General features: G+C 55.5%; 26 protein-coding genes and 1 pseudogene. 10 read left to right on the top strand and 17 right to left on the bottom strand.

The window, feature by feature from the left end; all coding sequences use genetic code 11:
* The 6 genes from AC0T7J_RS06255 to AC0T7J_RS06280 form a co-directional block, all read right to left on the bottom strand.
* Positions 1–1,674, bottom strand: coding sequence for an OmpA family protein (locus AC0T7J_RS06255; RefSeq protein WP_473792885.1), 1,674 nt, complete (start codon positions 1,672–1,674; stop codon positions 1–3).
* Positions 1,674–2,426: a type VI secretion system protein TssL, short form gene (gene tssL / locus AC0T7J_RS06260; RefSeq protein ID WP_473792887.1), complete on the bottom strand. Its 753-nt coding sequence runs from the start codon at positions 2,424–2,426 to the stop codon at positions 1,674–1,676. The genes AC0T7J_RS06255 and tssL overlap by 1 nt, the downstream gene beginning before the upstream one ends.
* Positions 2,423–3,772 carry a type VI secretion system baseplate subunit TssK gene (tssK, locus tag AC0T7J_RS06265; RefSeq protein WP_473792889.1) on the bottom strand — a complete coding sequence of 450 codons (1,350 nt, stop codon included), beginning with the start codon at positions 3,770–3,772 and terminating at the stop codon, positions 2,423–2,425. Before tssK ends, tssL begins: the two co-directional genes overlap by 4 nt.
* An 18-nt stretch (positions 3,773–3,790) precedes the next feature.
* Positions 3,791–5,338 (bottom strand): type VI secretion system contractile sheath large subunit, encoded by a 1,548-nt coding sequence (gene tssC, locus AC0T7J_RS06270; protein ID WP_473792891.1) that lies wholly within the window; start codon positions 5,336–5,338, stop codon positions 3,791–3,793.
* A 33-nt stretch (positions 5,339–5,371) separates the two neighbouring features.
* A complete protein-coding gene (gene tssB, locus AC0T7J_RS06275) occupies positions 5,372–5,872 on the bottom strand; it encodes a type VI secretion system contractile sheath small subunit (RefSeq protein WP_115387295.1) in 501 nt (166 codons plus the stop codon).
* A 554-nt stretch (positions 5,873–6,426) separates the two neighbouring features.
* Complete coding sequence (locus AC0T7J_RS06280) at positions 6,427–6,594, bottom strand: helix-turn-helix domain-containing protein (RefSeq protein WP_473792893.1); 168 nt, start codon at positions 6,592–6,594, stop codon at positions 6,427–6,429.
* Between the two features lie 3 nt (positions 6,595–6,597).
* Between AC0T7J_RS06280 and AC0T7J_RS06285 the strand changes: the two are divergent.
* A pseudogene (locus tag AC0T7J_RS06285) lies at positions 6,598–6,907 on the top strand (EamA family transporter); the annotation flags it as partial.
* Positions 6,908–6,943: 36 nt separating this feature from the next.
* Here the strand turns inward: AC0T7J_RS06285 and AC0T7J_RS06290 are convergent.
* Entirely contained in the window at positions 6,944–7,177 is a 234-nt protein-coding gene (locus AC0T7J_RS06290; protein WP_473792895.1) for a hypothetical protein, read from the bottom strand.
* Positions 7,178–7,462: 285 nt separating this feature from the next.
* Here AC0T7J_RS06290 and AC0T7J_RS06295 point away from each other — a divergent pair, with 285 nt between their 5' ends.
* On the top strand, positions 7,463–8,689 hold the full coding sequence (locus AC0T7J_RS06295) for an L-lactate MFS transporter (protein WP_473792897.1): 1,227 nt from the start codon (positions 7,463–7,465) through the stop codon (positions 8,687–8,689).
* Positions 8,690–8,727: 38 nt separating this feature from the next.
* On the opposite strand, the gene AC0T7J_RS06300 is transcribed toward AC0T7J_RS06295, so the two are convergent.
* A complete protein-coding gene (locus AC0T7J_RS06300; protein ID WP_473792899.1) occupies positions 8,728–9,603 on the bottom strand; it encodes an SMP-30/gluconolactonase/LRE family protein in 876 nt (291 codons plus the stop codon).
* 263 nt (positions 9,604–9,866) lie between these two features.
* On the opposite strand from AC0T7J_RS06300, the gene AC0T7J_RS06305 reads away from it, so the two are divergent.
* A complete protein-coding gene (locus AC0T7J_RS06305; RefSeq protein WP_473792901.1) occupies positions 9,867–10,040 on the top strand; it encodes a hypothetical protein in 174 nt (57 codons plus the stop codon).
* A gap of 75 nt (positions 10,041–10,115) precedes the next feature.
* Here the strand turns inward: AC0T7J_RS06305 and AC0T7J_RS06310 are convergent, their stop codons facing one another.
* From AC0T7J_RS06310 to AC0T7J_RS06325, 4 genes are all read right to left on the bottom strand, one after another.
* Entirely contained in the window at positions 10,116–10,397 is a 282-nt protein-coding gene (locus AC0T7J_RS06310; protein ID WP_473792903.1) for a hypothetical protein, read from the bottom strand.
* A gap of 274 nt (positions 10,398–10,671) precedes the next feature.
* Positions 10,672–11,478: a hypothetical protein gene (locus tag AC0T7J_RS06315; protein WP_473792905.1), complete on the bottom strand. Its 807-nt coding sequence runs from the start codon at positions 11,476–11,478 to the stop codon at positions 10,672–10,674.
* A gap of 9 nt (positions 11,479–11,487) precedes the next feature.
* A complete protein-coding gene (locus AC0T7J_RS06320) occupies positions 11,488–11,940 on the bottom strand; it encodes a universal stress protein (RefSeq protein WP_473792907.1) in 453 nt (150 codons plus the stop codon).
* A gap of 7 nt (positions 11,941–11,947) precedes the next feature.
* Entirely contained in the window at positions 11,948–12,733 is a 786-nt protein-coding gene (locus AC0T7J_RS06325; protein WP_010257875.1) for an IclR family transcriptional regulator, read from the bottom strand.
* A 149-nt stretch (positions 12,734–12,882) separates the two neighbouring features.
* Here AC0T7J_RS06325 and AC0T7J_RS06330 point away from each other — a divergent pair, with 149 nt between their 5' ends.
* The 3 genes from AC0T7J_RS06330 to ypdK all read left to right on the top strand — a co-directional run bounded on the left by AC0T7J_RS06330 (position 12,883) and on the right by ypdK (position 15,789).
* Entirely contained in the window at positions 12,883–14,481 is a 1,599-nt protein-coding gene (locus AC0T7J_RS06330; RefSeq protein WP_473792910.1) for an MFS transporter, read from the top strand.
* Positions 14,482–14,483: 2 nt separating this feature from the next.
* Positions 14,484–15,512, top strand: a complete 1,029-nt coding sequence (locus tag AC0T7J_RS06335; protein WP_473792911.1) for an HlyD family secretion protein — start codon at positions 14,484–14,486, stop codon at positions 15,510–15,512.
* Positions 15,513–15,714: 202 nt separating this feature from the next.
* Positions 15,715–15,789, top strand: a complete 75-nt coding sequence (gene ypdK / locus AC0T7J_RS06340) for a membrane protein YpdK (protein ID WP_099257831.1) — start codon at positions 15,715–15,717, stop codon at positions 15,787–15,789.
* Positions 15,790–15,840: 51 nt separating this feature from the next.
* Here the strand turns inward: ypdK and alaC are convergent, their stop codons facing one another.
* Both alaC and AC0T7J_RS06350 read right to left on the bottom strand, forming a co-directional pair.
* Positions 15,841–17,073 carry an alanine transaminase gene (gene alaC, locus AC0T7J_RS06345; protein ID WP_473792913.1) on the bottom strand — a complete coding sequence of 411 codons (1,233 nt, stop codon included), beginning with the start codon at positions 17,071–17,073 and terminating at the stop codon, positions 15,841–15,843.
* Between the two features lie 117 nt (positions 17,074–17,190).
* Positions 17,191–17,715: a GNAT family N-acetyltransferase gene (locus AC0T7J_RS06350; RefSeq protein WP_473792915.1), complete on the bottom strand. Its 525-nt coding sequence runs from the start codon at positions 17,713–17,715 to the stop codon at positions 17,191–17,193.
* Between the two features lie 278 nt (positions 17,716–17,993).
* Between AC0T7J_RS06350 and AC0T7J_RS06355 the strand changes: the two genes are divergently transcribed.
* Positions 17,994–19,664, top strand: coding sequence for a LytS/YhcK type 5TM receptor domain-containing protein (locus AC0T7J_RS06355; protein WP_473793195.1), 1,671 nt, complete (start codon positions 17,994–17,996; stop codon positions 19,662–19,664).
* Positions 19,661–20,389, top strand: coding sequence for a LytR/AlgR family response regulator transcription factor (locus tag AC0T7J_RS06360; protein WP_473792917.1), 729 nt, complete (start codon positions 19,661–19,663; stop codon positions 20,387–20,389). Before AC0T7J_RS06355 ends, AC0T7J_RS06360 begins: the two co-directional genes overlap by 4 nt.
* Positions 20,390–20,548: 159 nt before the next feature.
* On the opposite strand, the gene glk is transcribed toward AC0T7J_RS06360, so the two are convergent.
* Entirely contained in the window at positions 20,549–21,514 is a 966-nt protein-coding gene (gene glk / locus AC0T7J_RS06365) for a glucokinase (protein ID WP_473792919.1), read from the bottom strand.
* Between the two features lie 160 nt (positions 21,515–21,674).
* Complete coding sequence (ipdC, locus tag AC0T7J_RS06370) at positions 21,675–23,327, bottom strand: indolepyruvate decarboxylase (protein WP_473792921.1); 1,653 nt, start codon at positions 23,325–23,327, stop codon at positions 21,675–21,677.
* A gap of 219 nt (positions 23,328–23,546) precedes the next feature.
* Between ipdC and mgrA the strand changes: the two genes are divergently transcribed.
* The gene (gene mgrA / locus AC0T7J_RS06375; protein WP_473792922.1) at positions 23,547–24,536 is read left to right on the top strand and encodes an L-glyceraldehyde 3-phosphate reductase; all 990 of its coding nucleotides are present in this window, start codon (positions 23,547–23,549) and stop codon (positions 24,534–24,536) included.
* Between the two features lie 171 nt (positions 24,537–24,707).
* Positions 24,708–25,103: a DUF2502 domain-containing protein gene (locus AC0T7J_RS06380; protein ID WP_010257849.1), complete on the top strand. Its 396-nt coding sequence runs from the start codon at positions 24,708–24,710 to the stop codon at positions 25,101–25,103.
* Between the two features lie 284 nt (positions 25,104–25,387).
* On the opposite strand, the gene AC0T7J_RS06385 is transcribed toward AC0T7J_RS06380, so the two are convergent.
* Positions 25,388–26,629 carry an Nramp family divalent metal transporter gene (locus AC0T7J_RS06385; RefSeq protein WP_473792924.1) on the bottom strand — a complete coding sequence of 414 codons (1,242 nt, stop codon included), beginning with the start codon at positions 26,627–26,629 and terminating at the stop codon, positions 25,388–25,390.
* Positions 26,630–26,954 lie beyond the last annotated feature (325 nt).

Consider the following 26,954-nt stretch of genomic DNA (forward strand, 5'->3'; position numbering starts at 1 on the left):
TTAATGTTGAGAAACGTCATCATCCTGCGATGACGCCTGGGTGTGGCCCGGTATCTGACAGGCGTTCGCCTGCGGTACCAGACTGATTTCGACACGGCGGTTGAGCGCACGGCCCTCCGGGGTGTCATTGGTTGCGATCGGACGGCTTTCGCCATAGCCCTGCACCGCAAAACAACTTTCCGGCACGTCACCGGTGTCACGCATCCAGTCGCGTACCGCTGCAGCTCGCTCGAGCGACAGCGTCTGGTTCAGTTGTGCATTACCGGTGTTATCCGTGTGACCCGCGACCACAATCAGCCAGCCCGGTCTGGCCTTAATGCCAACCAGAGAATTAACCAGCATTTTGGTGGAGCCGGTTTTCAGCACGGATTTGCCGGAATCGAACAGCGACATACTGTCGAGACGGACAATTTTCGGGACCGGCTTTGGCCTCGGTTTTGGTGGCGGCGGTGGAGGTACCCAGGTATCAATGGCCTGCTGCACCGCCAGCCACAGGCGGTTGCCCGGATACAGCCCGAGTCCGTAGCGATGGGGTTCTCCCTGACGCTGCCAGCGCTCCAGCAACAACGCATCCTGCTGCAGGGTAAGCAGAGCCTGCGCTTTCGAGGCATAGTGGTTCATCGGGATGGCCTGCCAGCGCTGAAGGTCGGCGCTGACCTTACGGATAAGCGACTGGTTGTGTCGCACGGACAGGGCAATGGCACCCAGGGCACATAACAGCAGAACCATCACCACCCGACGCACGGTTTTTCCACCCTGCAACGGGGTGGTATAAGGGGCCAGCAGAGGGAGTACCGAATCGGCAAAATGCCAGCGCGTCTCATACGCCGTGACACGACCAGCAGGTGCAATGTGGGTCTGACGGAACAATAATTGTGGCCACAGCGCGGCTGTCGAGGTGGATACCGACCCGAGACGCAGGGTGACAGCAAACGGTCGTACCGCCGGACACAGCCTGTCCGCTTTGCTCAGTTGATCCAGCATCATGGAGTGAATCAGCGATGTTGCCTGAGTCAGGTACGGCTGAATAAAAGCCGTCTGCGAGGACTGCTGCCATTCGCTAAGAATGATGGCAGGCTCATCTTCCGGACACACAAGGGCCGTATTGTCCCGCACCACTATCCAGGGCGTTTCCGGACCGCTGAATTCGGTATTCAGGATCATCGGCACGCTATAGCCGGTCAGTTCCCGCAACTTTTTCATCTGCAGGCGCAGCGCTTTCAGAGAGGCGCGTAACAACGCCTCATCCTCATGCCGGTCCGGCAAGCAGCGATACATCACGGCGAGCTGGCCTGCCATCGTTGGGGTGCGGGCCACCAAATGCTCTGCAAAGGACGTAAGTCCGGTCAGTTCCGTTATCCGGAGATACCAGCCCTGTGCCGTGCCCCGGCTCGGGCCTGCCGCAAACATGGCATCATCCACATCCCCACAAACCAGCACCACCGGTCCGGTATGGCTTTCCGGCGGAAAGTGGCCGGCTTCATCGACCTGCTGTGCAGGACATTGTTGACGGTAACGCCGATGGATAAGGACAGCGGCAACCAGCAGAACGGACAGCGCCAGGACCGATTTACCTGCGACCGTCCATGCGGCATATCCCCAGGCCAGCCACAACACGGCGATAAGGCATAGCAATACCGGCAGGGCAGCCTGGGCAAGTGTTTGTCCACGCATCAGGGCTGCTCCGGTAGTTGCTGGTGCAACAGGTCCTGCAGCCACAGATGACCACCCAGCCACACAGCACCGGTCAGGATCGCCGCCAGTACAATCCAGAACCAGACGGAACGCAGCAGGTTGTAACGACGTCGTCCGGTCTTCTTCACCACCAGGGAGGTGCCGGTTTCAAGCGGCGGCACGCGCGCATTCAGTGCTGCGATAACCTCATCACGACGGGACTGCCCCACGCCGGACAACCGGTACTGCCCCTGGAAACCGAGTGCCAGCACCCGCTGGTAACAGGTCAGCACGGCAGGCTCAGGTGCGGGGTGTCGCAATATCTCCGCGATGCGGTCATACAGCGCCTCACCAGCACGCAGTGAGCCAAAGTACACCGCCTGTAACGGGGCTGAACGCCAGGCTTTTTGCCCCGCGTCCAGCGTGGTCATGTTCAGCGCGTCACGGGACGTTTCTTCAGTGGAAAGACTTTCTCTGGCGTTTGTTCCACTGGCCTCCGCTACCGCGGTTTTCAGCGCCGGCCTGCGGTTCAGAACGCTTTCATCCAGCAGGGCACACTGGGCGTAGGTAATGTGATCGATACTTTCTGCATCAAACCCGGCCCTGTCCAGCGTCTCGCGCGCACTCTCCACCTGCGCTTTACATGCGGCATACAGTGCCGGGCCGTCCGTTACCTGCCCGCCGTGACGCAGTTGCGCTACGGTGAGCCAGGTTTCTGCCAACAGGGCATCAATGTCGAAGTCCTTTATCATGAGCGCAGCACCGCAAACAGTTCCAGTTCAAGTTCGCCGAGCACGGACGGGACATAGAAGACGCAGACACCCTGATCCAGCATTTCACGAGCAGCATCACATTCCATATCCAGCACAAAGTACTGGTTTTCCAGACGCACCGGCAGCGCAGCAGGCACGCGACTCAGTGCAATGAGGCCAATACCTTTGACGGCCAGACCGGACACTTCGCCGACACTTGCCGGGGCACCAGCAATACAGACTTCGGCGAAGCGTTCAGCAATCTGCCAGGCTGGCTGATTTGCCCGAACGGAGAGATAGAAATCGGCTTCATCGCGCAGACGAATATCGTGCAGCACCGCTTTCCAGGTTTCCGGATCCATTCGTTCCATACGAACGGCCACCACGCGTGATGGCAGGCTGGTTTCCAGCAGTTCGCTGATAAGGTCGAAGAGTGGCGGGAAAGTATTCTCCGGCGCGCGATGGTCATAACCCGGAATGGCATCCAGATCGTGCTCAAGCGAGAAAGTCAGCATACTGCCGGCAAGACGTGCCAGCTCGACCCAGACCTGCTCAGGATGCCTGTCAGGTAAATGCTCATACTCAGAGAGAACCCGGGCATGCGAGTTAAGGGCATTCAGCAGCCAGAAAAGCGAGACATCAGCGACCGCAAAATCAGCCATCCTGTCGTTGCTCTCACGACGCATGGACATCAGACGCTGGCGGCGGGAACGCAGCTGACGATTGAGCAGTGCCAGGCGCTCACACAGATTACGGCTTGCCGAGAACAGCGCCATCGGCGAGATAAAGTCAGGATCCTGACGCCAGCCCCCCTGACCGTCCTGCAACAGACGGGCAATGGCGCAGGTATCCCAGGCGGCGTTGTCTTCATGTCCGAAACGGAATGCCAGATTAAAGCGGGCCACCGCCATCGACTCTTCTTCCTGACCGAAACAATCGGCAATCGTCTCCCAGGCTTCCCGATAACGCAGCGGGCGCTCAGCCGGGACCGCGTCCGCCTGCACATTCACGATCCCGGCTTGCATCACCGGTAACGCCACATACACCGTCACTGGAGCATTGCTGGCAGAATCCGGTGCCACAATTTCACGCGGCTCCGGTGGCAGGTCGCTGAACCGGGTATCAACCAGCGTGTCATCCGGAAGCCAGAGACGAAGTAACTGCGCCTGGACTCGGCCGGAGGCCAGCATCGCGTCATCCAGCTCAACCCGACCAACGCCCCAGGGAAAGGTATTTCCGCGGGCCGCAATACCGGCCCGGGAAAATGCATCCCATTCAGACTGCTGCTGAAACTGTTGAGGGGCCAGAAGCGCCCCTTCATTCCATAACGGGCGGTAAATTTTCATCCCTGATTTCCCCTCGCCTTACGATTTGGCTTTCGGCATTTGGGAAACCAGCGACAGATTGACGTCCATCCCTTCCACCTGGAAGTGCGGAATAGCGAACAGTCGGACGCGGAAGAAACCCGGGTTGTCCTCAATATCCTCCACCGTCACTTTCGCGTCGCGCAGCGGGTGAGAAGCCTGCAACTCGTCGCCCGGATCGGTCATTTCGGTGACCAGACTGCGTACCCAGGTATTGAGCTCAAGCTCCAGCAGACGACGGTCTTTGGTGGTCCCGATATTTTCCCGCTGTATAAGCTTCAGGTAGTGGGCGATACGCGACAGCAGGAAGATGTACGGCAGACGCGCGTTGATACGGCTGTTGGCCGTGGCATCCGCGGTGTCGTACAGCGCTGGTTTCTGCGTGGAGTTCGCAGAGAAGAAGCAGGCGTAGTCGCGGTTTTTGTAGTACGACAGTGGGATGAAGCCGAGGTTGGCGAATTCAAATTCGCGGGTTTCCGGAATCATTACCTCACTCGGAATTTTCACCTGGTTGCCGGTGCCGAGGTCATACAGGTGGATAGGCAGGTCCTGAACGGCACCACCGGCCTGCGGGCCACGGATTTGCACACACCAGCCGTTATTGACAAAGCTGCGCACCATGTTGGATGCAAAGGCGAAGGATGCGTTGGCCCAGAGGTATTTGTCGTGATCCGGGCCTTTCACTTCTTCAACATAGTTGAAGCTGCGCACGGGCACGGTATCCGGACCATACGGCAGGCGGCCCAGGACACGCGGCATCACCAGACCGATATAACGGGAATCATCTGTCTCGCGGAACGATTTCCACTTGATGTATTCAGCGCGGTCAAAGTAGTTACCGATATCTTTTATAGCCGCCACGTCTTCCATCGAATCCTTGAGGAAAAATTTCGGGCTGGCGGAGCCGATAAACGGCATATGTGCTGCGGCAGACACTTTAGAGATGTTCCGCAGCAGAGCAACATCCTGCGCAGACGCATCAAATTCATAGGCAGAAATCAGCGCGGCAATCGGCTCACCGCCAGGGGTGTCATACTCATCAATATAGGTATGTTTATACAGTCCGCTCTGGATGATTTCCGGGCAGTCTTCGAAGTCCTGACGCAGGTCATCTTTGGACATATCCAGCAGCTCAACTTTCACGTTCTGGCGGAAATCTGTTTTGTCGACAAGTGATTTCACCCCACGCCACAGACTTTCTACCGCCTGGAAGTCCTCATGGTGCATGACAGCATCAAGCTGACGACTAATCTGGTAGTCCAGCTCAGCGATATGATGGTCAATCAGGTTTTTGTCGAGTTTTTCAACTTTTGAGCCCGCTTTTGTCAGGCATTCCAGAAACACCTGCATCCCGGCCGTTAAACGCTCATCCGCAGTCGCATCCGACATCGCCTGCGCATCCTGCCAGATGTCCAGTGCACTGAGTTCGGAGACCGGGTTCAGATTGATTTTTTTAAACAGAGACGCATAAACCCCACCCGCCGCCGGACGTTCCAGCACCACACTCTCGTCAACCGCGGCATTCTCATTTTTTACAGACATCACCATCTTCCTTATTAATCCGTTAAAACATCCTGATTGTTATGGCTGTTTAGGGGCCAGAGCAGACAACTCAGATCTGAGTTCTGCGCTTAATGCCGGGTCGAGCAGAATTTTTTCAAGCTCTTTCCGGAAAGCCTGATTGTCCAGCAGGTTAGCTTTTAAATCGCGAAGCAGATTGCGCATGGAAAGCATCGCCTTCAGCTGAGGGATCTGCCGGGAAACCTGCTCAGGGGTGAAATCCTTGATACTCTGGAATGTCAGATTGATATTGTCTTCGCTACCGTCACCGGCAAGCGTGTTTTTAACGGTCAGATTTACTTTTGGGGAATATTCGGAAAGCACTGAGTCAAAGTTATTTTTGTTCAGATTAACTTTTTTGCGTTCAGAGAGTGGAGCAGACTCCTGACCATTACTGAAATCGCCCGCCACCAGTAATTTCAGGGGGAGTTCGGTTTTCTTGCTCGCCCCACCCGTATGCAAATCAAGTTTTAAATTGATACGTGCCTTGGGTATTTCGGACTGAAAGGAAGAGTTAGACATGGCTGTCCCTGTTCTATGGAGTGATAGAAACCGCCACAGCCAGTGTCAAATATTAAGAACGGCTTACCCTGCCATAAACATTCCTGCTATTAAACATTCCGTGAAAAGCAGAACCTGCGGTCAGAAGCGAGTACATTCCATTTACTGGCGATATGACGCGATGAAAGAGTGTAAATCAAAATTCATTTTTCAGATAAACACCCATGGCGAGAGTTTAGAAATGGTGGGTCAGCTAAAGGAAATGATAATATGTAACTAAATGTAGCATAGCGAGATCACCAGCCATAATCAGATACTGATCTGATACATAAGACTTTTCTTAAGCTTCCTGCTGTGAGGCGCATGATGACTGGGACTATCAAATGTTTCAGTGATTTGTTCATTGCAGGATTGAGCAGAAAAATCACCCAATGCTAAAAAGTGCGGTTAGTGGTTTTTTTTACAGGTTAGCGTCAGAAAATGAAAACGAGAACCAACCTAAACAGGTTGGTTTTCATGATAAGTTATGTTAATGATTTTTATCACTGCTAATGTGCCTGTTACCGTTAAGAAGTTCAGCGATTTTCCCGACGACATGCTGAGGGCGTCATGCCATAGACCTGACGGAAACGATGGCTGAAGTGGACTGAAGAGTGGTAACCACACTGAAGGGCAATATCGGTCAGCGTCAGTTCGGGCTGCTCAAGCAACATCCCTGCACGATCCATACGACGGTGCATCATGAACTGGTCTCGCTGCTGCAGGGTGTTTCGCTGCCGCCGACATGGAATACACAGTGGTTTGGGGCATTAATCTATCTGCTATCGTGGGATCGGTGATCGGATTTGGGGCCTGTTTACACTGGTGGGACGTATCGGAGCCCGTCGGGCTGCCTATACTACAGTACTGTTTCCGCTGGTGTCGCTGGCACTCTCTGCCCGTTACGAAGGAGATGAGTGGCATGCCAGCGCCATCCCTGGCCTTGTCATGATTTTATTTGGCAATATCGTGATGTTTGCCCGTTGGCCGGCAACTCGTCGCCGGATAATCATCTGACGCGGAGGCGGGCTGAGGCCCGCGTCCGGATGGGCGTTAAGCCCACTGCTGCTGAAGCAGTTTCTGTGGTTTATTGATCGCTTTACGCGCAATCCAGTAAAGCAGAACACGCTCATCGTCACTATCACGATCGGCCATCGACAGCAGTTTTAATGCCAGCGTCGATTTGGTCACAGGCTGTTGTTCTGTACTGAGTTCAATCACGGCCTGACCGATGATGCAGCAAACTTCATCCTCACTGGTGTTGGATTCATATGTCCGGTCTTTCATATTTCCTCCTGATAAGTGAACTCTCAGCCTGGCAAATAATCTGGAAACCTGCTCACAGAATCATCTTATTGAAACATTATCTTACGGCTAATTACGCTTACTTATTAAGTTGCCGCTTTGCTTACTTTTGACGCGACGTCGCCAACCCTTCCCGATGCCATTCATACCGCCTGAATGGCATTTCATTCCCCGATCCGTTCCGTTCATGCCTTTACTGCTCACGCGCGCGAATTACTGCTTTATTCTGACCGCAGTTTCCAGATTCCCGGACGGGAGAGAAAAATAATGAACCAGACTCAACAGGCTTCTTACCAGCGTGCTCGCTGGCTTACATTGTTCGGAACGGTAATCACTCAGTTCGCACTGGGGTCAGTCTACACATGGAGTTTGTTCAACGGCCAGCTGTCACAGAAGCTGGATGCGACGGTCAGTCAGGTCGCTTTTTCGTTTGGTCTGCTGAGCCTGGGGCTGGCTATTGCCTCCTCGCTGGCCGGTAAATTACAGGAACGTTTTGGCGTACGCCGCGTCACTATCGGGGCGGGTGTGCTGATGGCGCTGGGTTTCTGGCTTACCGCGCAGGCTAATAATCTGATGATGCTCTATTTCAGCGCCGGGCTGCTGGTGGGTCTGGCCGATGGCGCAGGTTACCTGATGACGCTCTCAAACTGCGTGAAGTGGTTTCCGGAGCGCAAAGGGATGATCTCTGCCTGTGCGATTGGCGCTTACGGTCTTGGCAGTCTGGGATTCAAATTTATCTGCGGGGCGCTGCTGGCGACGGTGGGTCTGGAGCAGACCTTTATGATCTGGGGCGTGCTCGCGATGTCGATGATTATCCTCGGTGCACTGCTGATGCGTGAAGCCCCCCTTCAGGATACCGGGAGCAGCACGAATGGTCAGCAACATGCGCGGGATTACACGCTGGCACAGTCGGTGCGTCTGCCACAGTACTGGATGCTGGCGCTGATGTTTCTGACAGCCTGCATGAGCGGTCTCTATGTGATAGGCGTTGCCAAAGATATCGGCGAAGGGCTGGTGCATCTGACTACGCAGACTGCTGCCAGTGCGGTAACGGTGATTGCCATTGCCAACCTGAGTGGCCGTCTGGTGCTGGGTATACTGTCTGACAAAATGATGCGCATCCGGGTGATTTCACTGGCGCAAATCGTGTCGCTGATCGGGATGAGCGTGCTGCTGTTTACCCGGATGAATGAGATCACCTTCTTCCTGTCACTCGCCTGTGTAGCCTTCAGCTTTGGCGGTACCATCACGGTATTCCCGTCGCTGGTCAGTGACTTTTTCGGCCTCAACAACCTGACAAAAAACTATGGTCTGCTCTATCTCGGCTTTGGTATCGGTAGCGTGCTGGGCTCACTGGTCGCCTCGCTGTTTGGCGGGTTCACCGTCACCTTCAGCCTGATTATGACGCTGCTGGTCATCTCCCTGTTCCTGTCACTCACCATCCGCTTACCACAGCGTTCTGTTACAGCAACACCTGTATTGCAACGTCATTAACCATCACGACGGGCCGCGCCAGAGCGGCCCGTTCACGTTTAGCCGCGAAATTGCGGCTCTGCCATGCCCGCCACAGAGACGTTCACCGCAAAGATATCGCCTGACTGCGGATAGCGCGCCAGCTCCTCTTCAGTGCGATCTTCCCGTGAACTGGTAATAAACAGCGTTTTAAGATCGGCGCCACCAAAGGCCACCATGGTTGGCCACTTCACCGGCAGCAGGATCTCATCGACGATTTCGCTGCTCTGGGGATCGATGCGAACTACGCGTCCGCCATCAAACTGTGCGGACCAGTAAAATCCTTCGCTATCCACTGCGGCACCATCCGGCAATCCCCCTTTCGCGTCGAAACGGCGGAACAGAGTGCGTTCGCCCGGTTCGCCCTGCGCATTTAATGGATAGCGATAGAGCGCTTCATTCGGCGTGTCACTGTGATACATCCAGCGCCGGTCGGGAGAAAAGGCCAGACCGTTGGATATTTTAATGTCGCGCGCTTTGACCTCCAGCTTCAGGTCAGGCGTCACGCGGCACAACAGCCCGCCATTTTTGTCCTGCGGTTCCCACAGGCTGCCGCACCAGAAATTCCCCCAGGGATCGACGCGGCCATCATTAAATCGGCTTTGCGCAGCCACACCGGGATTCTCTGCGATCTTTTTCTCTGGCTTACCCTGCGCATCCAGCAGCCAGACACCGCCCCGCAATGCCGCTATCAGACCACCCTGCTCACGCAGACCGATACATCCCACCTCTTCCGCCTGCGGGAAGGTTTGCAGTTCACCGCTGACCGGATCAAAACGGTGAATGGCGGGTGCCAGAATATCGACACAGTACAGCACCTGTTCTTCCACTGACCAGAGCGGGCATTCGCCCAGTTCAGCCTGTAAAGCCAGAATATTTTTAACGTCATGCGCCATGTTTTTCTCCCATTGAACTGACATGCTAATAATGTAGTTGTAAAAACTTTCAAATGAGAATTATTTTCGCTTGATTTTGAGACTATTCTCTTTGATAGTATTTACTATTCAGTTCATTCTTATTTCTTTATTATTCTCCGCTGCAAAACGCAGCACTCTGAAATATTCCGTCATATCTTCTTAAATAACTCTACAAAGGCTGCATCTTCACTCCACTTTTCCAGCGTAGTGTCATAGTCATTGGAAAAGAGGAGAAGCTTCCGATGAAGAGATTAATTAAAGTCGCTTCGGTGGTTGCGCTGATGACCTTATTAAGTGGTTGTATCATCAGCCCCAGACACGACAATGGCTGGCACCGCGGGGGTGGCGGCGGATATCATGGAGGCTATTATGGAGGTTATCACGGTGGGTATCATGGCGATCACCATCGCCGCTAACGGGCAAAGATGTCACACAGCATAAAATAAAAGCATTACACTTTAAGGGCGGGATAATTATCCCGCCCGTTTTATTTAGCTTTTCACAGCATAATTACACTGGAACCACGCTTTCTGCAGTCCCGGAATATGACTCTCCTGCGCTGGCAGCGCCTCGACTTTATCAAAGCCTTTATTACGGCAGTAATTCGCCAGATCAATATTCATTGCATCACGATTGACCTTTACCGGGTCAAAACGGTACTGCACGGTATTTGAGCCTGGATCTTCATCTACACGTTCAAATGCCCCGGGTTTGCTGGCAGTACATCCACTCAGCAAAATCAGCGCCAGTGCGCTGGTCATTAGTTTTTTCATTTAGTTATCCTCACGTTGCCGCGCAGTTTATGACGCAGCATGCCGCGCATCCATAGGATTAATGCGCGAAAGTTCAAAACTTGAGAAGCTTTTACCGATTAATGTAATACGATTAAACGGCTATCACTATCATGCACGGCGTGACAAGATGCATTCAGACAAAACGAAGACTGCACCACACCAAGAAATGCCAAAAATAAAAATCTGTTCCTCTCTTCCCTGCCCGCGCTTAGCGGGCTTTTTTTCGCCCGCCATTCCGCTGCTCCGCTGCCGCTTACTGGCCCGTCAGTGCAATCATTCTACGTAACAGGTTAGCGGCGCGCTTGTCAGGTAATGCCAGAATCGCACTGTAGAGGTCAATCGACATGGCACACAACGATGAGCGATCAACCGCCGTGTCGGCAGGCATATTCAGCTGCTGCAGCTTATCCCCCCACTGCTGATAGAGCCGGGCGACAATCTTTTGCAGATCATCCTGCGCCTGCGTCTTATCCAGTGGCTGATCCGGAAATGGACTGTTCAGCAGCAGCTGCTCCATGGCATCCGCCTCTTTGCGATTCAGCGACGGCGGCAGCGTGGTCAGCAAATTGATGCCACCACTCACCTGCGGATAGAGATAACGGAAGCAGAGGCCCGGATCGATTTGGTTCAGCGCCCGCATCTCTTCAACCGAGACGCTGATATAGTTGACGACCGCCGCGTCCGTTCCGCGCATCAGCCGCTGATTAATCACCTCAATCAGCCAGCCACGTAACTCCCCCGTCGCCTTCTCAGCTGGCTCCCCCGCACGGATGCGCCGGGTCAGCTCCTGGGTCAGCAACAGCCATAACGCCGGTTCCTGAGTCTGCAGCACCCGATAACCGGGCATCTTTGCCAGTTGATTTACCGCCTGCTCACGCTGACTGGCCTGCAACTGATGCGGCGCAACCCAGCTGAACCAGAGCAGGTTCGCCAGTATCAGGGGCAGCAGAAAGATGATCAGCCCCTGCCACAAACGCAGCCGGGTGGTTTTGATCAGTACAATTACAATCAGTGCCAGCAGCGCAAACGCGGCCAGCGTAATAAAAAGCAGAGCATTCATGCGGCGGGATTAATCCTTACGCACATCGATCAGCACAGGACAGTGAGCGCGCTCAATAACGGATGCGCTGACCGAGCCTTTTAACAGCCGATTCAAAGAGGAGAGATGGCGACGTCCCATAATAATCATGCTGGCCTTAAGCTGTTGCGACTGGGCAACGATAGTCTCTGCCGCATCACCCGCCAGAATCATGCCCCGCGCATTAATGCCCGCGCGCAGTAACGGAGCCAGTGCATGGCGCACCACCATTTCCGCCGTATTCTGCTCATCCTGCGCTGCCACAAAATCGGCCGGATCTTCACCCGCATCGATTTCCATTGGCTGATTACAGGAGGAGTAAGCGGGATCGACGCAGCACAGCACGACCACCTCGGCGCGATGCGCCAGCGCTTCTTCAATGGTTAAGGCAACCACTTTTTCCGCTACCGGAGAGTGATCAATGGCCATCAGCAGGGTTTTCATCGAATGCTTATCCTTCTATCGCGGCGACTTTGCCGATTTCACGCACCAGTGCCTCTTTACACTTCAGCATCTCGTCACGAAAACGGGCTTCGTGTCGCAGAAAACGTGCAGAGGGCACCAGCAAAGAGACAGAAAAGCGACCAAACAGCGTATCCAGCGCAAACGCCATAGTAGAGATACCTTCCAGCGTTTCACCACGATCCACGGCGATACCGGTTTCGCGCACTTCCCTGATAAGTTGCAGCAACTGAGGCAGCGTTTTCACCGTCATATCGGTTAACTCCTGCCAGGCGTCGCCGACGATCGTCCGTACATCTTTTTCACACTCCAGCGCCAGCAACGCCCGTCCCCCGGAGGTGCTGTAGAGCGGCAGATTGAGTCCCATATGCGGAACCACCCGAAGCTCACGCGACGCCACCACGTGGTGAATAATCGCCAGCTGGCTGCCGCTGGCGCGCGCCAGCGAGACGGTTTCATTGGTATCGGAAGAGAGTTTTTCCAGCAGCGGACTGACCAGATCGACCACATCGGTATGTACGCTGGAGATCAGTTTTAACAGCGCCGGCCCCAGACGCAGTCCGCCCGCCCCACTGCTGCGCACCAGCTCTGCACTGTCGAGCGCGGCAACAATACGCTGCACCGTTGAGCGCGGCAGTTCTACCGCCTGAGCGATCTCACCGAGGCTCATGCCGCCGGGCTGTTCGCCAAGCGCATTAAGAATTTTTGCCGCACGGGCGATGACCTGTATACCGCCCGTTTTTTCATCCTCGCGGCTGGAGGGTTGATGTGCCATAGCGTCGTCCTGTTTGAGCTGCCTTACTGTAGCGCGAATGCCGCACTTTTTACAGCCTGTACCACATTGCAATACAGTATACCGGGATGTAATATTACGACCTGTATCACATCGCAGTACACTGCATCATAATAACGAGATCGCCTGCAATGAACGCTAAGCCTGCCACCGCGCCGGCCCCTCATCCTTTTACACTGCGACTGGCACTGGGATTAGTCGGCGTGCTTATCGCCGCCCTGACCTCCGGGCTGAACGATCGCGTCAGTGATATCGCGCTGGCCGATATCCGTGCCGCGATCGGCATCAGTTACGATCAGGGTAGCTGGATTATCTCTGGCTATCAGGCGGCAGAAGTAGCCGCCATGATGATTGCGCCCTGGTTTGCCGTCACCCTGTCGCTACGGCGTTTTACGCTAGGCGTGTCGGCGGGGTTTATGCTGACCGGCATTCTGCTGCCGCTGGTGCGGGATCCGACGCTGTTTATCAGCCTGCGCGTATTGCAGGGCCTGTTTGGCGGCGCCTTACCGCCAATGCTGATGACGGTCGCCCTGCGCTTTCTGCCTCCGCCCTTTAAACTTTTTGGCCTGGCGGGCTATGCCCTGACCGCGACGTTTGGCGCCAATATGGCGGCCTCGCTGGCCTCGTTGTGGACCGATCACGTCAGCTGGATGATGGTGTTCTGGCAGGTCGTGCCGTTGATGCTGATCGCTATGCTGCTGACAGGATGGGGATTGCCCCAGGATCCGCTGCGCCCGGAACGCTTTCAGCAGATCGACCTGTTCGGCATGGTGACCGGCTGCAGTGGTGTTGCGCTGCTGATTCTGGTGCTGACCCAGGGTGAGCGCCTCGACTGGCTGAACTCGCCACTGATTACCGGTATGTTGCTCACCGCGCTGCCGCTGCTGCTGGTTTTCCTGATTAATGAGTGGTTTCACCCGCTGCCGCTGTTTAAATTGCAGATGCTCCGACGGCCAAATCTGGCGCACGGCTTGCTGGGGCTGGCCTGCGTACTCATCCTTGGGCTTTCAGGCTCCGCGCTGCCTTCGGCCTATTTTGCTCAGGTCAGCGGCTTTCGCACCCTTGAGTTTGCCCCGCTGGCGCTGGCAGTAGGCTTGCCGCAACTGCTGATCGCGCCGCTGATTGCGGCCCTGCTGAATATCCGCTGGATCGACTGCCGCTGGATGCTGACGGCGGGCGTTGGCCTGCTGGTGACCTCCTGCCTGCTGGGCACACAGATCACCAGTGACTGGGCAAGACAGAATTTCTGGCTGCTGCAGATCCTGCAGGCGTTCGGACAACCGATGATCATTCTGCCGATACTGATGAGCGCCACCAGCGTTGTGGCCCCACCAGAAGGCCCGTTTGCCTCGGCGATGTTTAATACGGTGCGCGGCTTTTCCAGCATCGCTGCCTCTACGCTGGTTGAGGTTTTCCTTTCGCACCGTGAGCAGTTTCACTCCAGTGTGCTGATTAATCAGGCATCCAGTCGCAGCTGGCTGATGACAGCGCCGACAGCCAGTCAGGCCAGCAGCAGCTTGCCGCTGTTGCCGGATGGCAGCATCAGCGCCGCCGATAATCTCAGCGGATTCGCCACTCTGGTCAGGCATCAGGCCACGATCCTTGGCCTGAGCGACAGCTGGCTGATGCTGACCGGCTTTGCCGCCTGCCTGTTACTGCTTACCGCCATCCTGCCAAAACGGGTGTGGCCGCCTCAAACTTTGATTCAAAACCCTTCCCGGAATAACTGAATATGCGTGCTTTCGAAATGAAAAGAACCCTGCTGCTGAGTCTGTTGCTGCTGGTGTTACTGGCCATCGCTTTTGTGGTCTGGTCACTGATAACCGGCAACGATCACCGCACCAACGACGCTTACGTCAATGCGGACTACACCCTTGTGGCACCGAAAGTCTCGGGCTACATCAGCCACGTACAGGTGCAGGATAATCAGCATGTCAAAGCGGGTCAGCTGCTGGCGACGCTGGACGATCGTGACTATCGTGTGGCGCTGGAGAGTGCGGAGGCTGACCTGCAGGTGAGCCAGGCGAAACTGCTGAGCAGCCAGGCACAGCTGGAGCAGCAGCAGTCAGTGATTGATCAGCAGAAAGCCAGCGTCGCGGCCAGCGAAGCCTCTGCACAGTATGCCGGTCAGAGCGCCGATCGTTATAACCGTCTCTATAAAAGCGGTACCGTGGCAGCCGACGATCAGCAGAAAGCCAGCTCAAACCAGCGCTCGGCGCTGGCAGCCGTGCATCAGAGTCAGGCCGCGCTGGCGTCAGCAGTAAAACAGGTGGGAGTGCTACAGGCGGCGGTGCGTTCAGCAGAAGCGGACGTTGCAGCGGCGAAGGCCAGCGTCGATCAGGCCAGGCTGAATCTCTCCTACACCCGCATTACTGCGCCTGTTGACGGCATGGTGGGTCAGCGCTCGGTGCGGACCGGCGCGTACGTATCAGCCGGCACGCGTCTGCTGGCGGTGGTGCCACTGCAGCAAACCTACATAACCGCTAACTATCTTGAGACGCAGTTAAGCGATGTGCGTCCCGGCCAGCGGGTGCGGATCCGGGTGGACGCCCTGCCGGGCGAGACCTTTACCGGTCATGTGGACAGCATCGCACCGGCCACCGGCGCAACTTTTTCGGCGATCTCTCCCGATAACGCCACCGGCAACTACACTAAAGTCGTTCAACGTCTGCCGGTGAAAATTGTGCTGGATGGCGACCAACAGCATCTGGCTCAATTACGTGTAGGCATGTCGGCGATCCCTGAAATCGAAGTGCCGTAAAATTGTGAGCAATATCTCAGAACGGACCTATTTCATTTGGGGAAGATTACGCGTAAATTAGCGCTCGATCCTGTTCTGAGTTATTCAGATCAACCCGGAAAAGAGCAGACCATTATTGTAATTGGCGATCTCTTTTCCACATCTGTTCGCGTTGCACTGGTTTGGGATCGCCATCATCGTAACCGCTCAGAGGAGTTGCTTTGTGAAATATGCCTTGATGGGAATATCTTTTTTCGCGTTACTTTGGTTCGGAACCTTTGTTCTGCTGCTGAAGTAATGGCGTGACAGTGCCGCCACGGGGCGACCCTTGAGTCGCCCCTGTTGGCTATTATCTCTCTTCTTCCATTTTCATGCTGCCTGGCAATATGCCATCGGCACGAAACATCGCTTTGATTCCCCGTACCGCCTGACGAATACGATCGCTGTTCTCTATCAGCGCAAAACGCACGTGCGTGTCACCATAGTCGCCAAACCCGATACCGGGCGAGACACAGACTTTCGCCTCCTGCAACAGTTGCTTAGCGAACTCCAGCGATCCCAGATGTGCGTAATGGTCCGGTATTTTTGCCCAGACGTACATCGAGGCTTTCGGGTTATCCACCATCCAGCCCGCTTCATGCAATCCTTTGACCAGCACATCACGGCGGCGTTTGTACTGCTCTGCGATATCGCGCACGCACTGTTGATCCCCTTCCAGCGCCGCAATCGCCGCCACCTGCAGTGGCGTAAAGGTGCCGTAGTCATGATAACTTTTGATTCGCGCCAGCGCGGCGACCAGCTCTTTGTTGCCCACCATGAAACCGATGCGCCAGCCCGCCATGTTGTAGCTTTTTGACAGGGTAAAGAATTCCACGGCGACATCACGCGCGCCCGGCACCTGCATAATCGATGGCGCTTTCCAGCCATCGTAGACGATATCGGCATAGGCCAGATCGTGGATCACCAGCACGTTGTACTGCTTCGCCAGCGCAATCACCCGTTCGAAAAAGTCGAGCTCCACACACTGTGCGGTGGGGTTGGACGGGAAGCCGAGGATCATCATTTTTGGCTTGGGATAGCTCTCACGGATGGCGCGTTCCAGCTCATTGAAGAAGTCGACACCCGCCACCAGCGGCACCGAGCGCACCTGCGCCCCGGCAATTACCGCACCGTAGATATGAATCGGATAGCTGGGATTGGGCACCAGCACGGTATCACCGTGATCCAGCGTCGCCAGCATCAGGTGCGCCAGGCCTTCTTTGGAACCGATGGTGACAATCGCCTCTGATTCAGGATCGATCTCAACCTGATAGCGATCGGCGTACCAGCGCGAGATCGCCCGGCGCAGGCGCGGAATACCGCGCGAGGTGGAATAACCGTGGGTATCGTCACGCTGTGCCACCTGGCATAACTTTTCGACGATGTGCGGCGGAGTCGGGCCATCCGGGTTGCCCATCGAAAAGTCGATGATATCTTCGCCGCGCCGTCGCGCAGCCATCTTCAGTTCAGCGGTGATGTTGAAAACGTAAGGGGGTAAGCGTTCGATACGTGAGAAACGACGGGGTATGCTGTTATCAGCCATGATGTCCTCTGGATTACGTAAGCGCCCGGACCGTCCGAGCGACGCGGGTCACTGTGGTGACCCGTTACGAACATAACGTGGCGAGGATCAATTTGTCGAGGGTGGCGGAAAATATTTTTATTTTTGCGGATTCAGCCGGCCCAGCAGCCAATCGTTCACCCAGCAGCCGTTCAGCAGATAATTATCCCGTAGCGTGCCCTCCAGCTGAAAGCCGTTTTTCTCCAGAATATGGCGTGACGCCCAGTTACCTTCAATCACCATCGCTTTGAGTTTGTGGAAATCGGCCTCAAGCAAAAACTGACACAGCGCCGCCAGGGCTTCGCTGCCATATCCCTGACCGCAGTGGCGATGCAGTAGCATATAGCCCACCTCCGCCTGACGGTATGGCTCCCATTCGGGGCTGCAGCCAAACAGGCCAATCGGCTCTCCGCTGTCACGACGTCGCGCCACCAGGCAGAGCATATGAAAACTGCTCGCCTGCCAGGGGGCCAGACGCTCGGTGAAGCGCTGGCGGATATCCGCTTCATCGGGGACTTCGCTCACCCAGGTCATGGTGTCGCGATCTTCATGGACGGCACGAAACAGTTGCCAGTCTTCTGGCTGTAATTTACTCAGGGTTAATCTGGCGGTGACAAGTTGCATCTGCTGCTCCCGATGGGTGCGGTTTTCCAGCAGTCACTGGCGCACCCCATCGCGCAACATAGCAAAACGGCACCTTAGCGACCAGCCCTGGCAGGGCGAAAAACTGTTCCCCTTTAATGCACTCAACCTTTCCTCTTTTTGCAGATATGTCGTAAAAATTGATCTGAAACACTCACTCCCGCCGTGATTGATCGGGACGCTAGCGGTTCGCGATCACATTTTTTATCATAGAGGCACTTTCCATTGCCGACGAGTCGCCTGTGTCCTCCCACTTCACGATGTTACTGGCAGTATTTGACCGCGCCGCCCTGATGCTGATCTGCCTGTTCTTCCTGACGCGTACTCACCCGTTTCGTCAGCTGCTGCAAAAAGATGAACACACCCGTGCGGAGAAAGTGGCGGTAACTGCCATCTTTTCCCTGTTTGCGCTGTTCAGTACCTGGTCGGGTGTCGATGTCGATGGTTCACTGCTGAATGTGCGGGTCATCGCCGTGATGGCGGGTGGCATACTGTTTGGTCCGTGGGTCGGTATCGCCACCGGGGTTATTGCCGGTCTGCACCGTTTTCTGATCGATATTCACGGCGTAACCTCCGTGCCCTGCCTGATTACCAGCATCATTGCCGGTATCGTCGCGGGCGGTATTAATCGCCGGGTACTGAAAGAGCACCGCTGGCGTGCCGGAATCGTCGGCGGCATGCTCTGTGAAGCCCTGACGATGGTGTTGATTGTTGTGTGGGCGCGCCCCACCTCACTCGGACTGGCGATTGTGTCGGAAATTGCCCTGCCGATGATCCTTGGTGCCTCCAGTATCGGTATCATTGTGCTGCTGGTGCAGAGCGTCGAGGGGGAGAAAGAGGCGATTGCCGCCCGCCAGGCCAAGCTGGCGCTGGAGATCGCCAATAAAACTCTGCCGCTGTTTCGTCAGGTGAACAGCGACTCGCTGCGCAACATCTGTGACATTATCCGGCGGGAGATCAAAGCCGATGCAGTGGCGATGACCGATAAAAAACAGATTCTGGCCTACGTCGGCTATGGCGAACACAACTATAAACATGGGGATGATGGCATCAGCCCCACCACGGCGCAGTCGATCGCCAGTGGTAAAATTATCATTAAGAACAACGATGAAGCGCACCGCACCAAAGATATTCACTCCATGATCGTGATCCCGCTGTGGGAGAAAGGCAAAGTCACCGGCACGCTGAAAATCTACTATCGGCGCGCACACCGTATTACCGGCTCGCTGAAGGAGATGGCGATTGGCCTGTCACAAATCATCTCAACCCAGCTTGAAGTGTCGCGTGCCGAGCAGCTGCGCGAGATGGCTAATAAAGCGGAACTCCGCGCGCTGCAAAGTAAAATAAATCCTCATTTCCTGTTCAACGCCCTGAATGCTATCTCCTCTTCTATCCGGCTCAATCCCGATACCGCCCGCCAGCTGGTGATCAACCTGTCACGCTATCTGCGCTATAACCTGGAACTGAACGACGATGAGCTAATCGACATCCGTAAAGAGCTGTGGCAGGTGAAAGATTACATCGCCATCGAGCAGGCCCGGTTTGGCGATAAGCTGACGATGATCTATGACGTCGATGAGGATCTCCATTTTCTGCTGCCGAGTCTGCTGATCCAGCCTCTGGTGGAGAATGCCATTGTCCATGGCATCCAGCCCTGTAAAGGCAAAGGCGTGGTGACGCTGAGCGTCCGGGATCTGGGCGATCAGGTGCGGATCTCGGTGCGGGATACCGGCCAGGGCATCAGTGACGAAGTGATAGCACGGGTGGCGCGCAATGAGATGCCCGGTAATAAAATCGGCCTGCTCAATGTGCATCATCGGGTAAAACTTTTGTCGGGTCAGGGATTGAATATCGTGCGGCATCAGCCGGGCACCGAGATTTCCTTTACGCTGAGTAAGAATGGCCAGCGCCTGGCGGAGAATCTGTTATGAAAGCCATTATTGTGGAAGATGAATTCCTGGCGCAGCAGGAGCTGAGCTGGATGATTCAGCATCACAGCAAAATCGAGATTGAAGCCTGTTTTGACGATGGTCTGGACGTGCTGAAGTACCTGCAACAGCATCGGGTTGATGTGATTTTCCTCGACATCAACATCCCCTCACTGGATGGCATGCTGCTGGCACAGAATATCCATCAGTTTGCCCATAAGCCACTGATTGTGTTTATTACCGCGTGGAAAGAGCATGCGGTGGAAGCGTTTGAGCTGGAAGCGTTTGACTACATTCTCAAGCCCTATCAGGAGTCGCGAATTGTCACCATGCTGAACAAGCTTGAAGCCACAGCGCAGGCGCAGCAGGCGATCAGCCATCTCACTGCCACGCCCGCGCCGCAGACGGTCAACCTGATCAAAGATGAGCGCATTATCGTCACTGACGTGAATGATATTTATTACATTGAGGCGCATGAGAAGCTGACGTTTGTGTATACCCGGCGCGAATCCTACGTAATGTCGATGAATATTACCGAGTTCTGTTCACGCCTGCCGGAGCAGCAATTTTTCCGCTGCCACCGCTCTTTCTGCGTCAGCCTCAGCAAGATTCGTGAAATCGAGCCGTGGTTTAACAACACCTATCTGCTGAAGCTGCGCGATCTGGAGTTTCAGGTGCCGGTCAGCCGCAGTAAGGTAAAGCAGTTTCGACAGCTGATGCGCCTGTAGCCCAGTACGGTTAAAGACCGGTTCAGGCAAGGGTGTAGCGAAGCAGGAGAGTCGCGGCAAAAAGTCCGGATGGGTTTTCCCGATCCTGCCCCACTGAAGCAGGCAGATCGGGAAAATCGCTCGCGCACAGAATGGCAGTGCGCGCGAGGTAAAGCAGAATCAGATTTCGCGACCCAGCGTCTGGCGCAGATGCGCGCCCGCGCCCAGCAGGCCAGGCTGGTCGTGCGTAATCATATAAACCGGGATGCTGGCAACATAGTCGCGGAAGCGGCCTTTATCTTCAAACGCCGCACGGAAACCCGACGACTTAAAGAACTCCAGGAAGCGTGGCACGATGCCGCCGGCAATATAGACACCACCAAAGGTGCCGAGATTCAGCGCCAGGTTGCCGCCGAAACGGCCCATGATGACGCAGAACATTGACAGCGCACGACGGCAGTCGGTACAGCTGTCATCCAGCGCACGCTGGCTGACATCTTTGGGCTTCAGATTTTCCGGCACGCGATTATCCACTTTAACAATCGCACGATAGAGGTTAACCAGACCGGCACCTGACAGCACACGTTCCGCTGAAACATGGCCCAGTTCTTCGCGCAGCACTTCCAGGATCTGATCTTCTTCTTCGCTGTTGGCAGCGAAATCAACATGACCGCCCTCACCTGGCAGGCTGACCCAGCGCTTGTCCACATGCACCAGATGGCTGACGCCTAATCCGGTGCCGGCACCATAAATCGCGATAGGTTTATCTTTGACCGGCTCTGCACCGCCAAACTGAATCACGTTTTCGGCAGTCAGCATCGGGATCGCCATAGATACCGCAGTGAAGTCGTTAATGATTTCCAGGTGTTCAAAACCGATGTTCTCTTTGAGCTTGCGCGTAGAAAACGCCCAGTCATGGTTGGTCATTTCAACCCAGTCATCGGTAATCGGGCAGGCAATGGCAATACAGCCATCTTTAACGTCCTGCTGTTGTTCATCAAGATAGTGGCGGATGACGGCTTCGAGGCTGTCGTATTCTGATGTTGAGAATGTTTTGGCCTGGGTGATGCTGCCGCTTTCCACCTCACACAGGGCGAGGCGTGCGTTAGTACCGCCGACATCGCCGACCAAGGCATAGGTTGTCATTCTTCTGTTGCTCCGCTTGGGGTCTTAAGAGTTGGAGGACACTATAAAATTCTGCCCATAAAACAACAACGCTCACCGGTGCGATTGGTGAGCGTCTTACTCAGGTGTGCTACAGCCTAACCGCGATAGTCCACCCTGCACAGCGGCAACTATCTGAATCTTAGCCGCCGTTGCGTTGATTCAGGCAGGCGGTGACTTTTCGCAGCAGTGGCGGCAAATCCTCTTTCTGCATGACGACTTCAACCAGAGAGAGCCATTTCGGCTCTGAGAGTCGCACCATCACGTCCTCTAACTGCACCGTTTCACTGATACGCCAGCTCTGCGCCTGGCCCTGCAGGCTAAGAGCGTGCGGTAGGGCCGTCCAGTTCCACTGGGCAATATCATTGTAACGTTGTGTTGCGCCATGAATCGCCCGTTCGACGGTATAGCCTTCATTATTCAGCAAAAAGAGTATCAGCCGCTGCTGGTCGCGCAGCATCGAACCCAGTTCCTGAATTGTCAGCTGCGCCGAACCGTCCCCGATGATCAGGATAACCCGGCGATCAGGATCGGCGGTCTGCGCGCCGAACGCTGCCGGAAGAGTATAGCCGATTGATCCCCATAATGGCTGAACCACCAGTTGCGCCTGCGAGGGCAATCTTAACGCAGCGGCGCCAAAGGCGGCAGTCCCCTGCTCGGCCAGAATAAGGTCACCGGGTTGCAGAAATGCCTGCATCGCCTGCCAGAACGCCTGCTGACTGATCACTGCCGCCGGTTCTGCAGATTGCGCGGCGGGCGGCGTGGCGGCAGGCTGCCACTGCCGGCCATAGCGTTCAAACAGCGGCAGCAGCTCGCTCAGCGCATCCGCCATCGACAACTGCGCAAAATTTTCACCGCCCACGCTGGCGCTGAAGGGTTGCAGATCAATTAGTCGCTCAGGGGTAAACTGCTGCGTGAAGCCTGCAGTAATGGTGTCGGTGAATCGCACCCCGACGCAGATCGCCACATCCACCTGCTCAATCTGTTCGCACACCTGCCCTGCGCTGGCCTCACCGGCATAGGTACCGACGTAACCCGGCTGCTGTTCATCCAGTACCCCTTTGCCCATCAGCAGGCTGGCACAGGGAATCGCACGCTGTTCACGCAGCGCGGCCAGGGCGGACTGTTGCTGCCAGCGCAGCGCAAGAAAATCGGCCAGCAGCGAAACCCGCTGTGCCGGTGCCAGCAAACGTTCTGCCGCTTCACTGAAAGCGCGGCGCGCAGCGGGCGAAGAGAGTTGATGACTGTTCAGGGGTTGCGCGGGTGGCTGCACCTCCATGACCGCCACGTCGACAGCCAGCGACAAATAGCCGGGACGACGAGCCTGCAGCGCACTGATAATAACCCGATCGATTTCAGCCGTGGCGTTGTCGGCGGTAAGCTGTGCCGTTGCCGCACTGACTTCTGTGGCCATGCGAATAAAATGCTGGAAATCGCCATCGCCCAGCGAATGATGAACACAATCCCCCTGCAACTGAGCCTGCGTCGCAGGCGCGCCAACGATATGGATCACCGGCAGATACTCGGCATAACTGCCCGCAATGCCATTAATCGCGCTGAGCTCGCCCACACCAAACGTGGTCAATAGCGCTCCCGCACCGTTGCAGCGTGCATAACCGTCTGCCGCATAGGCTGCGTTAAGCTCATTAGCGCAGCCTACCCAGCTGATGGCCGGATGGGCAATGACGTGGTCAAGAAATTGCAGGTTATAGTCGCCCGGCACGCCAAACAGATGCTTTACACCAATCTCCTGCAGACGGGTCAGCAGGTAATCTCCAACAGTGAACGTGGACATTGCGTGTTCCTTTCAGGGAAGAGTCGGGTTAAGTATCTGACAGCGGGTGAAATTAGCGAGGAGTACCGCTATTTTCGCCAGCCGCAATGGCTGGAAAGTCGACGTTACGCTGGCGGAATATTCTGTAAAAATGCGAATTGCAGCGCGCTGTCACTAAGTGTAACCGTATACACTGATAGACTTTTGGCACATATCCCCGTTTTTACCCAGGAGCGCTGAATGTCCCTTTTCCCTCATCCCGATCGCTATCAACAGATGGAATATCGCCGCAGCGGCCGCAGCGGCATCAAACTGCCCGCCATTTCGCTGGGACTGTGGCATAACTTTGGTGACAGTACCCGGGTCGATAACAGCCGTGAGCTGCTGCGTCATGCGTTTGACCTTGGCATCACGCACTTCGACTTAGCCAACAATTACGGCCCCCCGCTTGGCTCAGCAGAAGAGAACTTCGGGCGTATTCTGCGGGAAGATTTTCGTGCCCATCGTGATGAACTGATTATCTCCACTAAAGCGGGCTATACCATGTGGCAGGGGCCTTATGGGGATTGGGGCTCGCGTAAATATCTGGTCGCCAGTCTGGATCAGAGCCTGAAGCGAATGGGGCTGGAATATGTGGACATTTTCTATCATCACCGTCCCGATCCGGACACACCGCTGGAAGAGACGATGCGCGCGCTGGATCATGTGGTGCGCCAGGGCAAAGCGCTTTACGCTGCCCTTTCTAACTATCCGACCGATCTCGCCGCCGAAGCGATAGCTATCCTGCGCGATCTCGGCACCCCTTGTCTGATTCACCAGCCGCGCTATTCGATGTTTGAACGCACACCTGAGCAGGGCTTGATTCAGACGCTGGGCGATGCGGGTGTCGGCTGTATCGCCTTCTCTCCGCTGGCAGGCGGCGTGCTCACCGATCGTTATCTGCAGGGCATCCCGGAAGATTCGCGCGCGGCCAGCGGCAGCAAGTTCCTGAATGAGAACCAGCTGACGGACGAGAAGATGGAGAAGGTCCGCAAGCTTAATGCTATTGCGCAGCAGCGCGAACAGAAGCTGGCGCAGATGGCGCTGGCATGGGTGCTGCGCGATGAGCGTGTGACTTCAGTGCTGATTGGGGCCAGTAAAACGGCCCAGATCGATGACGCGGTGGCGATGCTCGCTCGCCGTCAGTTCAGCGACAGCGAGTTAGCTGCGATTGACGCGGCGCTACTGTAACGGTTTTAGCGCCCGGCTGAGGCCGGGCGTCTCTGCGCCAGAATAGTCTCAAACCCCTTTCTCTCCCCAATTTCCTCACAATCTTCCGACACAATGATGCGGTAACAACAGCAATACGCAGGCATACTCGCTGCGCCGCAACAGCATCAGACTGTTGATGAGGAGAAGAAAATGAAAAGAGCCCTTATTTTTGCTGCCCTGCTGGCCCTGTTGTCGCCGCTGGCACACCACACAGCCCAGGCCTCCAGTGCCTCTATTACTCTGGCCCCCGGCGTCACTCTGAATCTTGGCGATCGCGATCGCCGTGGCTATTACTGGGATGGTGGTCGCTGGCGTGAACCGCGCTGGTGGAACGACCGCTATTCTTACAATGAACGCCGCTGGTGGCGACACGAAGAGTGGCGTCGTCAGCAGCAGTGGGAGCGCGAACGCCGCTGGCATGAGCGCGACCGCGAGCGTCGCTGGGAACATCAGTATCGCCGCGATCGTGATCGTGGCTGGGATCATCATGACCGTCGTGGTCCTGACCATCGCGGCCCAGACCATCACGGACACGATCGCCATTAATAAAAAACGCCCGGCAGAACCGGGCGTTTCAGACAACACAAAGACTTCAATCAGTGTGATTCTGGCCGCAACGCATAAACTCAACGCGCAGGGAACACGGTCAGAAGAGGAAAGCGTCCCGCGCCAGGACGGCGCGGGCCGAGCATGTCATGGATGACGGATTTTGCGTCTTTCCGATCTGACCGTGTTTCCTGCGCTGGCTCGGTATCACAGCGAACCTGGCCAGACGTTGCCAACGAGAAAATGCCCGGCAGAACCGGGCGTTTTCTTGTTTACCACAACCGTTACAGCCCCAGCGCTTCACCCACCAGCAGGTAAAGATTCAGCGCAATCACCAGCAGTACGATCAGTCGTCCGGTGTTCTGCATCAGACGCGAGTTAACCATATCATCGCCCATCAGCTCGCGGTTGCCGGTAAAGGAGAGCAGCGGAATCAACGCCAGCGCAATACCGAAACTCAGCAGCACCTGACTCATTACCAGAACCCTTGTCGGGTCCCAGCCTGCCCAGATGACAATAAAGGAGGGCAGCATGGTGACGGTTCGGCGCACCCAGAGGGGAATATGGAAGTGGATAAAGCCCTGCATCACCACCTGCCCCGCCAGCGTACCGACTACCGTTGAGGATAATCCGGCGGCCACCAGGCTCAGACCAAACACTATTGCCGCCGCCTGGCCTAACAGCGGTTGCAGCGTCAGATAGGCTTGATCGAGTTCAGCGATTTTACTGTGGCCGCTGAAGTGAAACGCCGCTGCGGCAGTCGCCATCATTGCCAGGTTAACAAATCCGGCGATGGTCATGGCAATCGCCACATCCAGTTTGGTTGAGGAGTAACGCTGACCTTTGCTGTCCTCACTTTTGCCCTGCGTCAGTGCCGAGTGCAGATAAATGACATGCGGCATAATGGTCGCACCCAGCACACCCGCCGCCAGGAATACAGCATCCGACGTCGGTAACGCAGGCAGCGCCATGCCGATCACCAGCTCTTTGACATTGGGCTGGGAGAAGAACAGTTCGACGATATAGGCCGCTGCCACAAACAGCAGCAGTCCGCCAATCACCAGCTCCAGCGGCTTTTGCCCCCGGCTCTGTAACATCAATATCAGGAACGTGGCGATGCCGGTCAGCACTGCGCCCTGCATCAATGAAATGCCGAGCAGCAGTTTGAACCCCAGCGCGGCACCGATAAATTCCGCCAGGTCAGTGGCCATCGCGATAATTTCCGCCTGCACCCAGTAAAACCAGACGGCGGGCCGGGGAAAACGATCGCGAATGTGCTCAGCGAGGTTTTTGCCGGTAGCGATACCCAGCTTGGCTGACATCAGCTGAATCAGCATAGCCATAATGTTGGCCCATACCACCACCCACAGCAATTTGTAGCCGTAAGCAGCGCCAGCCTGGATGTTGGTCGCAAAGTTGCCCGGATCGATATAGCCGATAGCGGCGATAAAAGCGGGCCCGAGCAGTGCGAGTTTAACTTTTCTGACTCCGCGAGCGGCGCGCTCGGCGGTACGACTTTCAAACATATCCGGTACCCTGTCTGAACATTTGCCTGCCCCGGCAGCTTAGGGGTTAGCAGGTGCAAGTGAAATTCGTTTATTGTTATCGGTGTAATAGATGCTGCTATAAAGTATAGCCATTGCTATACATTACAGTAAAGGATGTGATTGCTAAAAATGTGAGCGATAGTGTCACTTTACGCCCGGTGTAAAATTCAGACAATAATTATGTGGTTATCTGGAGTGAAGGATTTGTAAACAGGACGTGATCTCTGGAACTTTTCTGGAAAATATAGCGATAGCGAATACTTATATTGTGGTTCAGATCTCGTTTTTAAGTAACGCGTTACAT

The organism is Pantoea sp. E956-1, from assembly GCF_982223955.1.

Coding starts and splice junctions, on each gene's coding strand:
- AC0T7J_RS06255 (WP_473792885.1), bottom strand. CDS start 1,674: ATGCGTGGACAAACACTTGCCCAGGCTGCCCTGCCGGTATTGCTATGC.
- tssL (WP_473792887.1), bottom strand. CDS start 2,426: ATGATAAAGGACTTCGACATTGATGCCCTGTTGGCAGAAACCTGGCTC.
- tssK (WP_473792889.1), bottom strand. CDS start 3,772: ATGAAAATTTACCGCCCGTTATGGAATGAAGGGGCGCTTCTGGCCCCT.
- tssC (WP_473792891.1), bottom strand. CDS start 5,338: ATGGTGATGTCTGTAAAAAATGAGAATGCCGCGGTTGACGAGAGTGTG.
- tssB (WP_115387295.1), bottom strand. CDS start 5,872: ATGTCTAACTCTTCCTTTCAGTCCGAAATACCCAAGGCACGTATCAAT.
- AC0T7J_RS06280 (WP_473792893.1), bottom strand. CDS start 6,594: ATGATGCACCGTCGTATGGATCGTGCAGGGATGTTGCTTGAGCAGCCC.
- AC0T7J_RS06290 (WP_473792895.1), bottom strand. CDS start 7,177: ATGAAAGACCGGACATATGAATCCAACACCAGTGAGGATGAAGTTTGC.
- AC0T7J_RS06295 (WP_473792897.1), top strand. CDS start 7,463: ATGAACCAGACTCAACAGGCTTCTTACCAGCGTGCTCGCTGGCTTACA.
- AC0T7J_RS06300 (WP_473792899.1), bottom strand. CDS start 9,603: ATGGCGCATGACGTTAAAAATATTCTGGCTTTACAGGCTGAACTGGGC.
- AC0T7J_RS06305 (WP_473792901.1), top strand. CDS start 9,867: ATGAAGAGATTAATTAAAGTCGCTTCGGTGGTTGCGCTGATGACCTTA.
- AC0T7J_RS06310 (WP_473792903.1), bottom strand. CDS start 10,397: ATGAAAAAACTAATGACCAGCGCACTGGCGCTGATTTTGCTGAGTGGA.
- AC0T7J_RS06315 (WP_473792905.1), bottom strand. CDS start 11,478: ATGAATGCTCTGCTTTTTATTACGCTGGCCGCGTTTGCGCTGCTGGCA.
- AC0T7J_RS06320 (WP_473792907.1), bottom strand. CDS start 11,940: ATGAAAACCCTGCTGATGGCCATTGATCACTCTCCGGTAGCGGAAAAA.
- AC0T7J_RS06325 (WP_010257875.1), bottom strand. CDS start 12,733: ATGGCACATCAACCCTCCAGCCGCGAGGATGAAAAAACGGGCGGTATA.
- AC0T7J_RS06330 (WP_473792910.1), top strand. CDS start 12,883: ATGAACGCTAAGCCTGCCACCGCGCCGGCCCCTCATCCTTTTACACTG.
- AC0T7J_RS06335 (WP_473792911.1), top strand. CDS start 14,484: ATGCGTGCTTTCGAAATGAAAAGAACCCTGCTGCTGAGTCTGTTGCTG.
- alaC (WP_473792913.1), bottom strand. CDS start 17,073: ATGGCTGATAACAGCATACCCCGTCGTTTCTCACGTATCGAACGCTTA.
- AC0T7J_RS06350 (WP_473792915.1), bottom strand. CDS start 17,715: ATGCAACTTGTCACCGCCAGATTAACCCTGAGTAAATTACAGCCAGAA.
- AC0T7J_RS06355 (WP_473793195.1), top strand. CDS start 17,994: ATGTTACTGGCAGTATTTGACCGCGCCGCCCTGATGCTGATCTGCCTG.
- AC0T7J_RS06360 (WP_473792917.1), top strand. CDS start 19,661: ATGAAAGCCATTATTGTGGAAGATGAATTCCTGGCGCAGCAGGAGCTG.
- glk (WP_473792919.1), bottom strand. CDS start 21,514: ATGACAACCTATGCCTTGGTCGGCGATGTCGGCGGTACTAACGCACGC.
- ipdC (WP_473792921.1), bottom strand. CDS start 23,327: ATGTCCACGTTCACTGTTGGAGATTACCTGCTGACCCGTCTGCAGGAG.
- mgrA (WP_473792922.1), top strand. CDS start 23,547: ATGTCCCTTTTCCCTCATCCCGATCGCTATCAACAGATGGAATATCGC.
- AC0T7J_RS06380 (WP_010257849.1), top strand. CDS start 24,708: ATGAAAAGAGCCCTTATTTTTGCTGCCCTGCTGGCCCTGTTGTCGCCG.
- AC0T7J_RS06385 (WP_473792924.1), bottom strand. CDS start 26,629: ATGTTTGAAAGTCGTACCGCCGAGCGCGCCGCTCGCGGAGTCAGAAAA.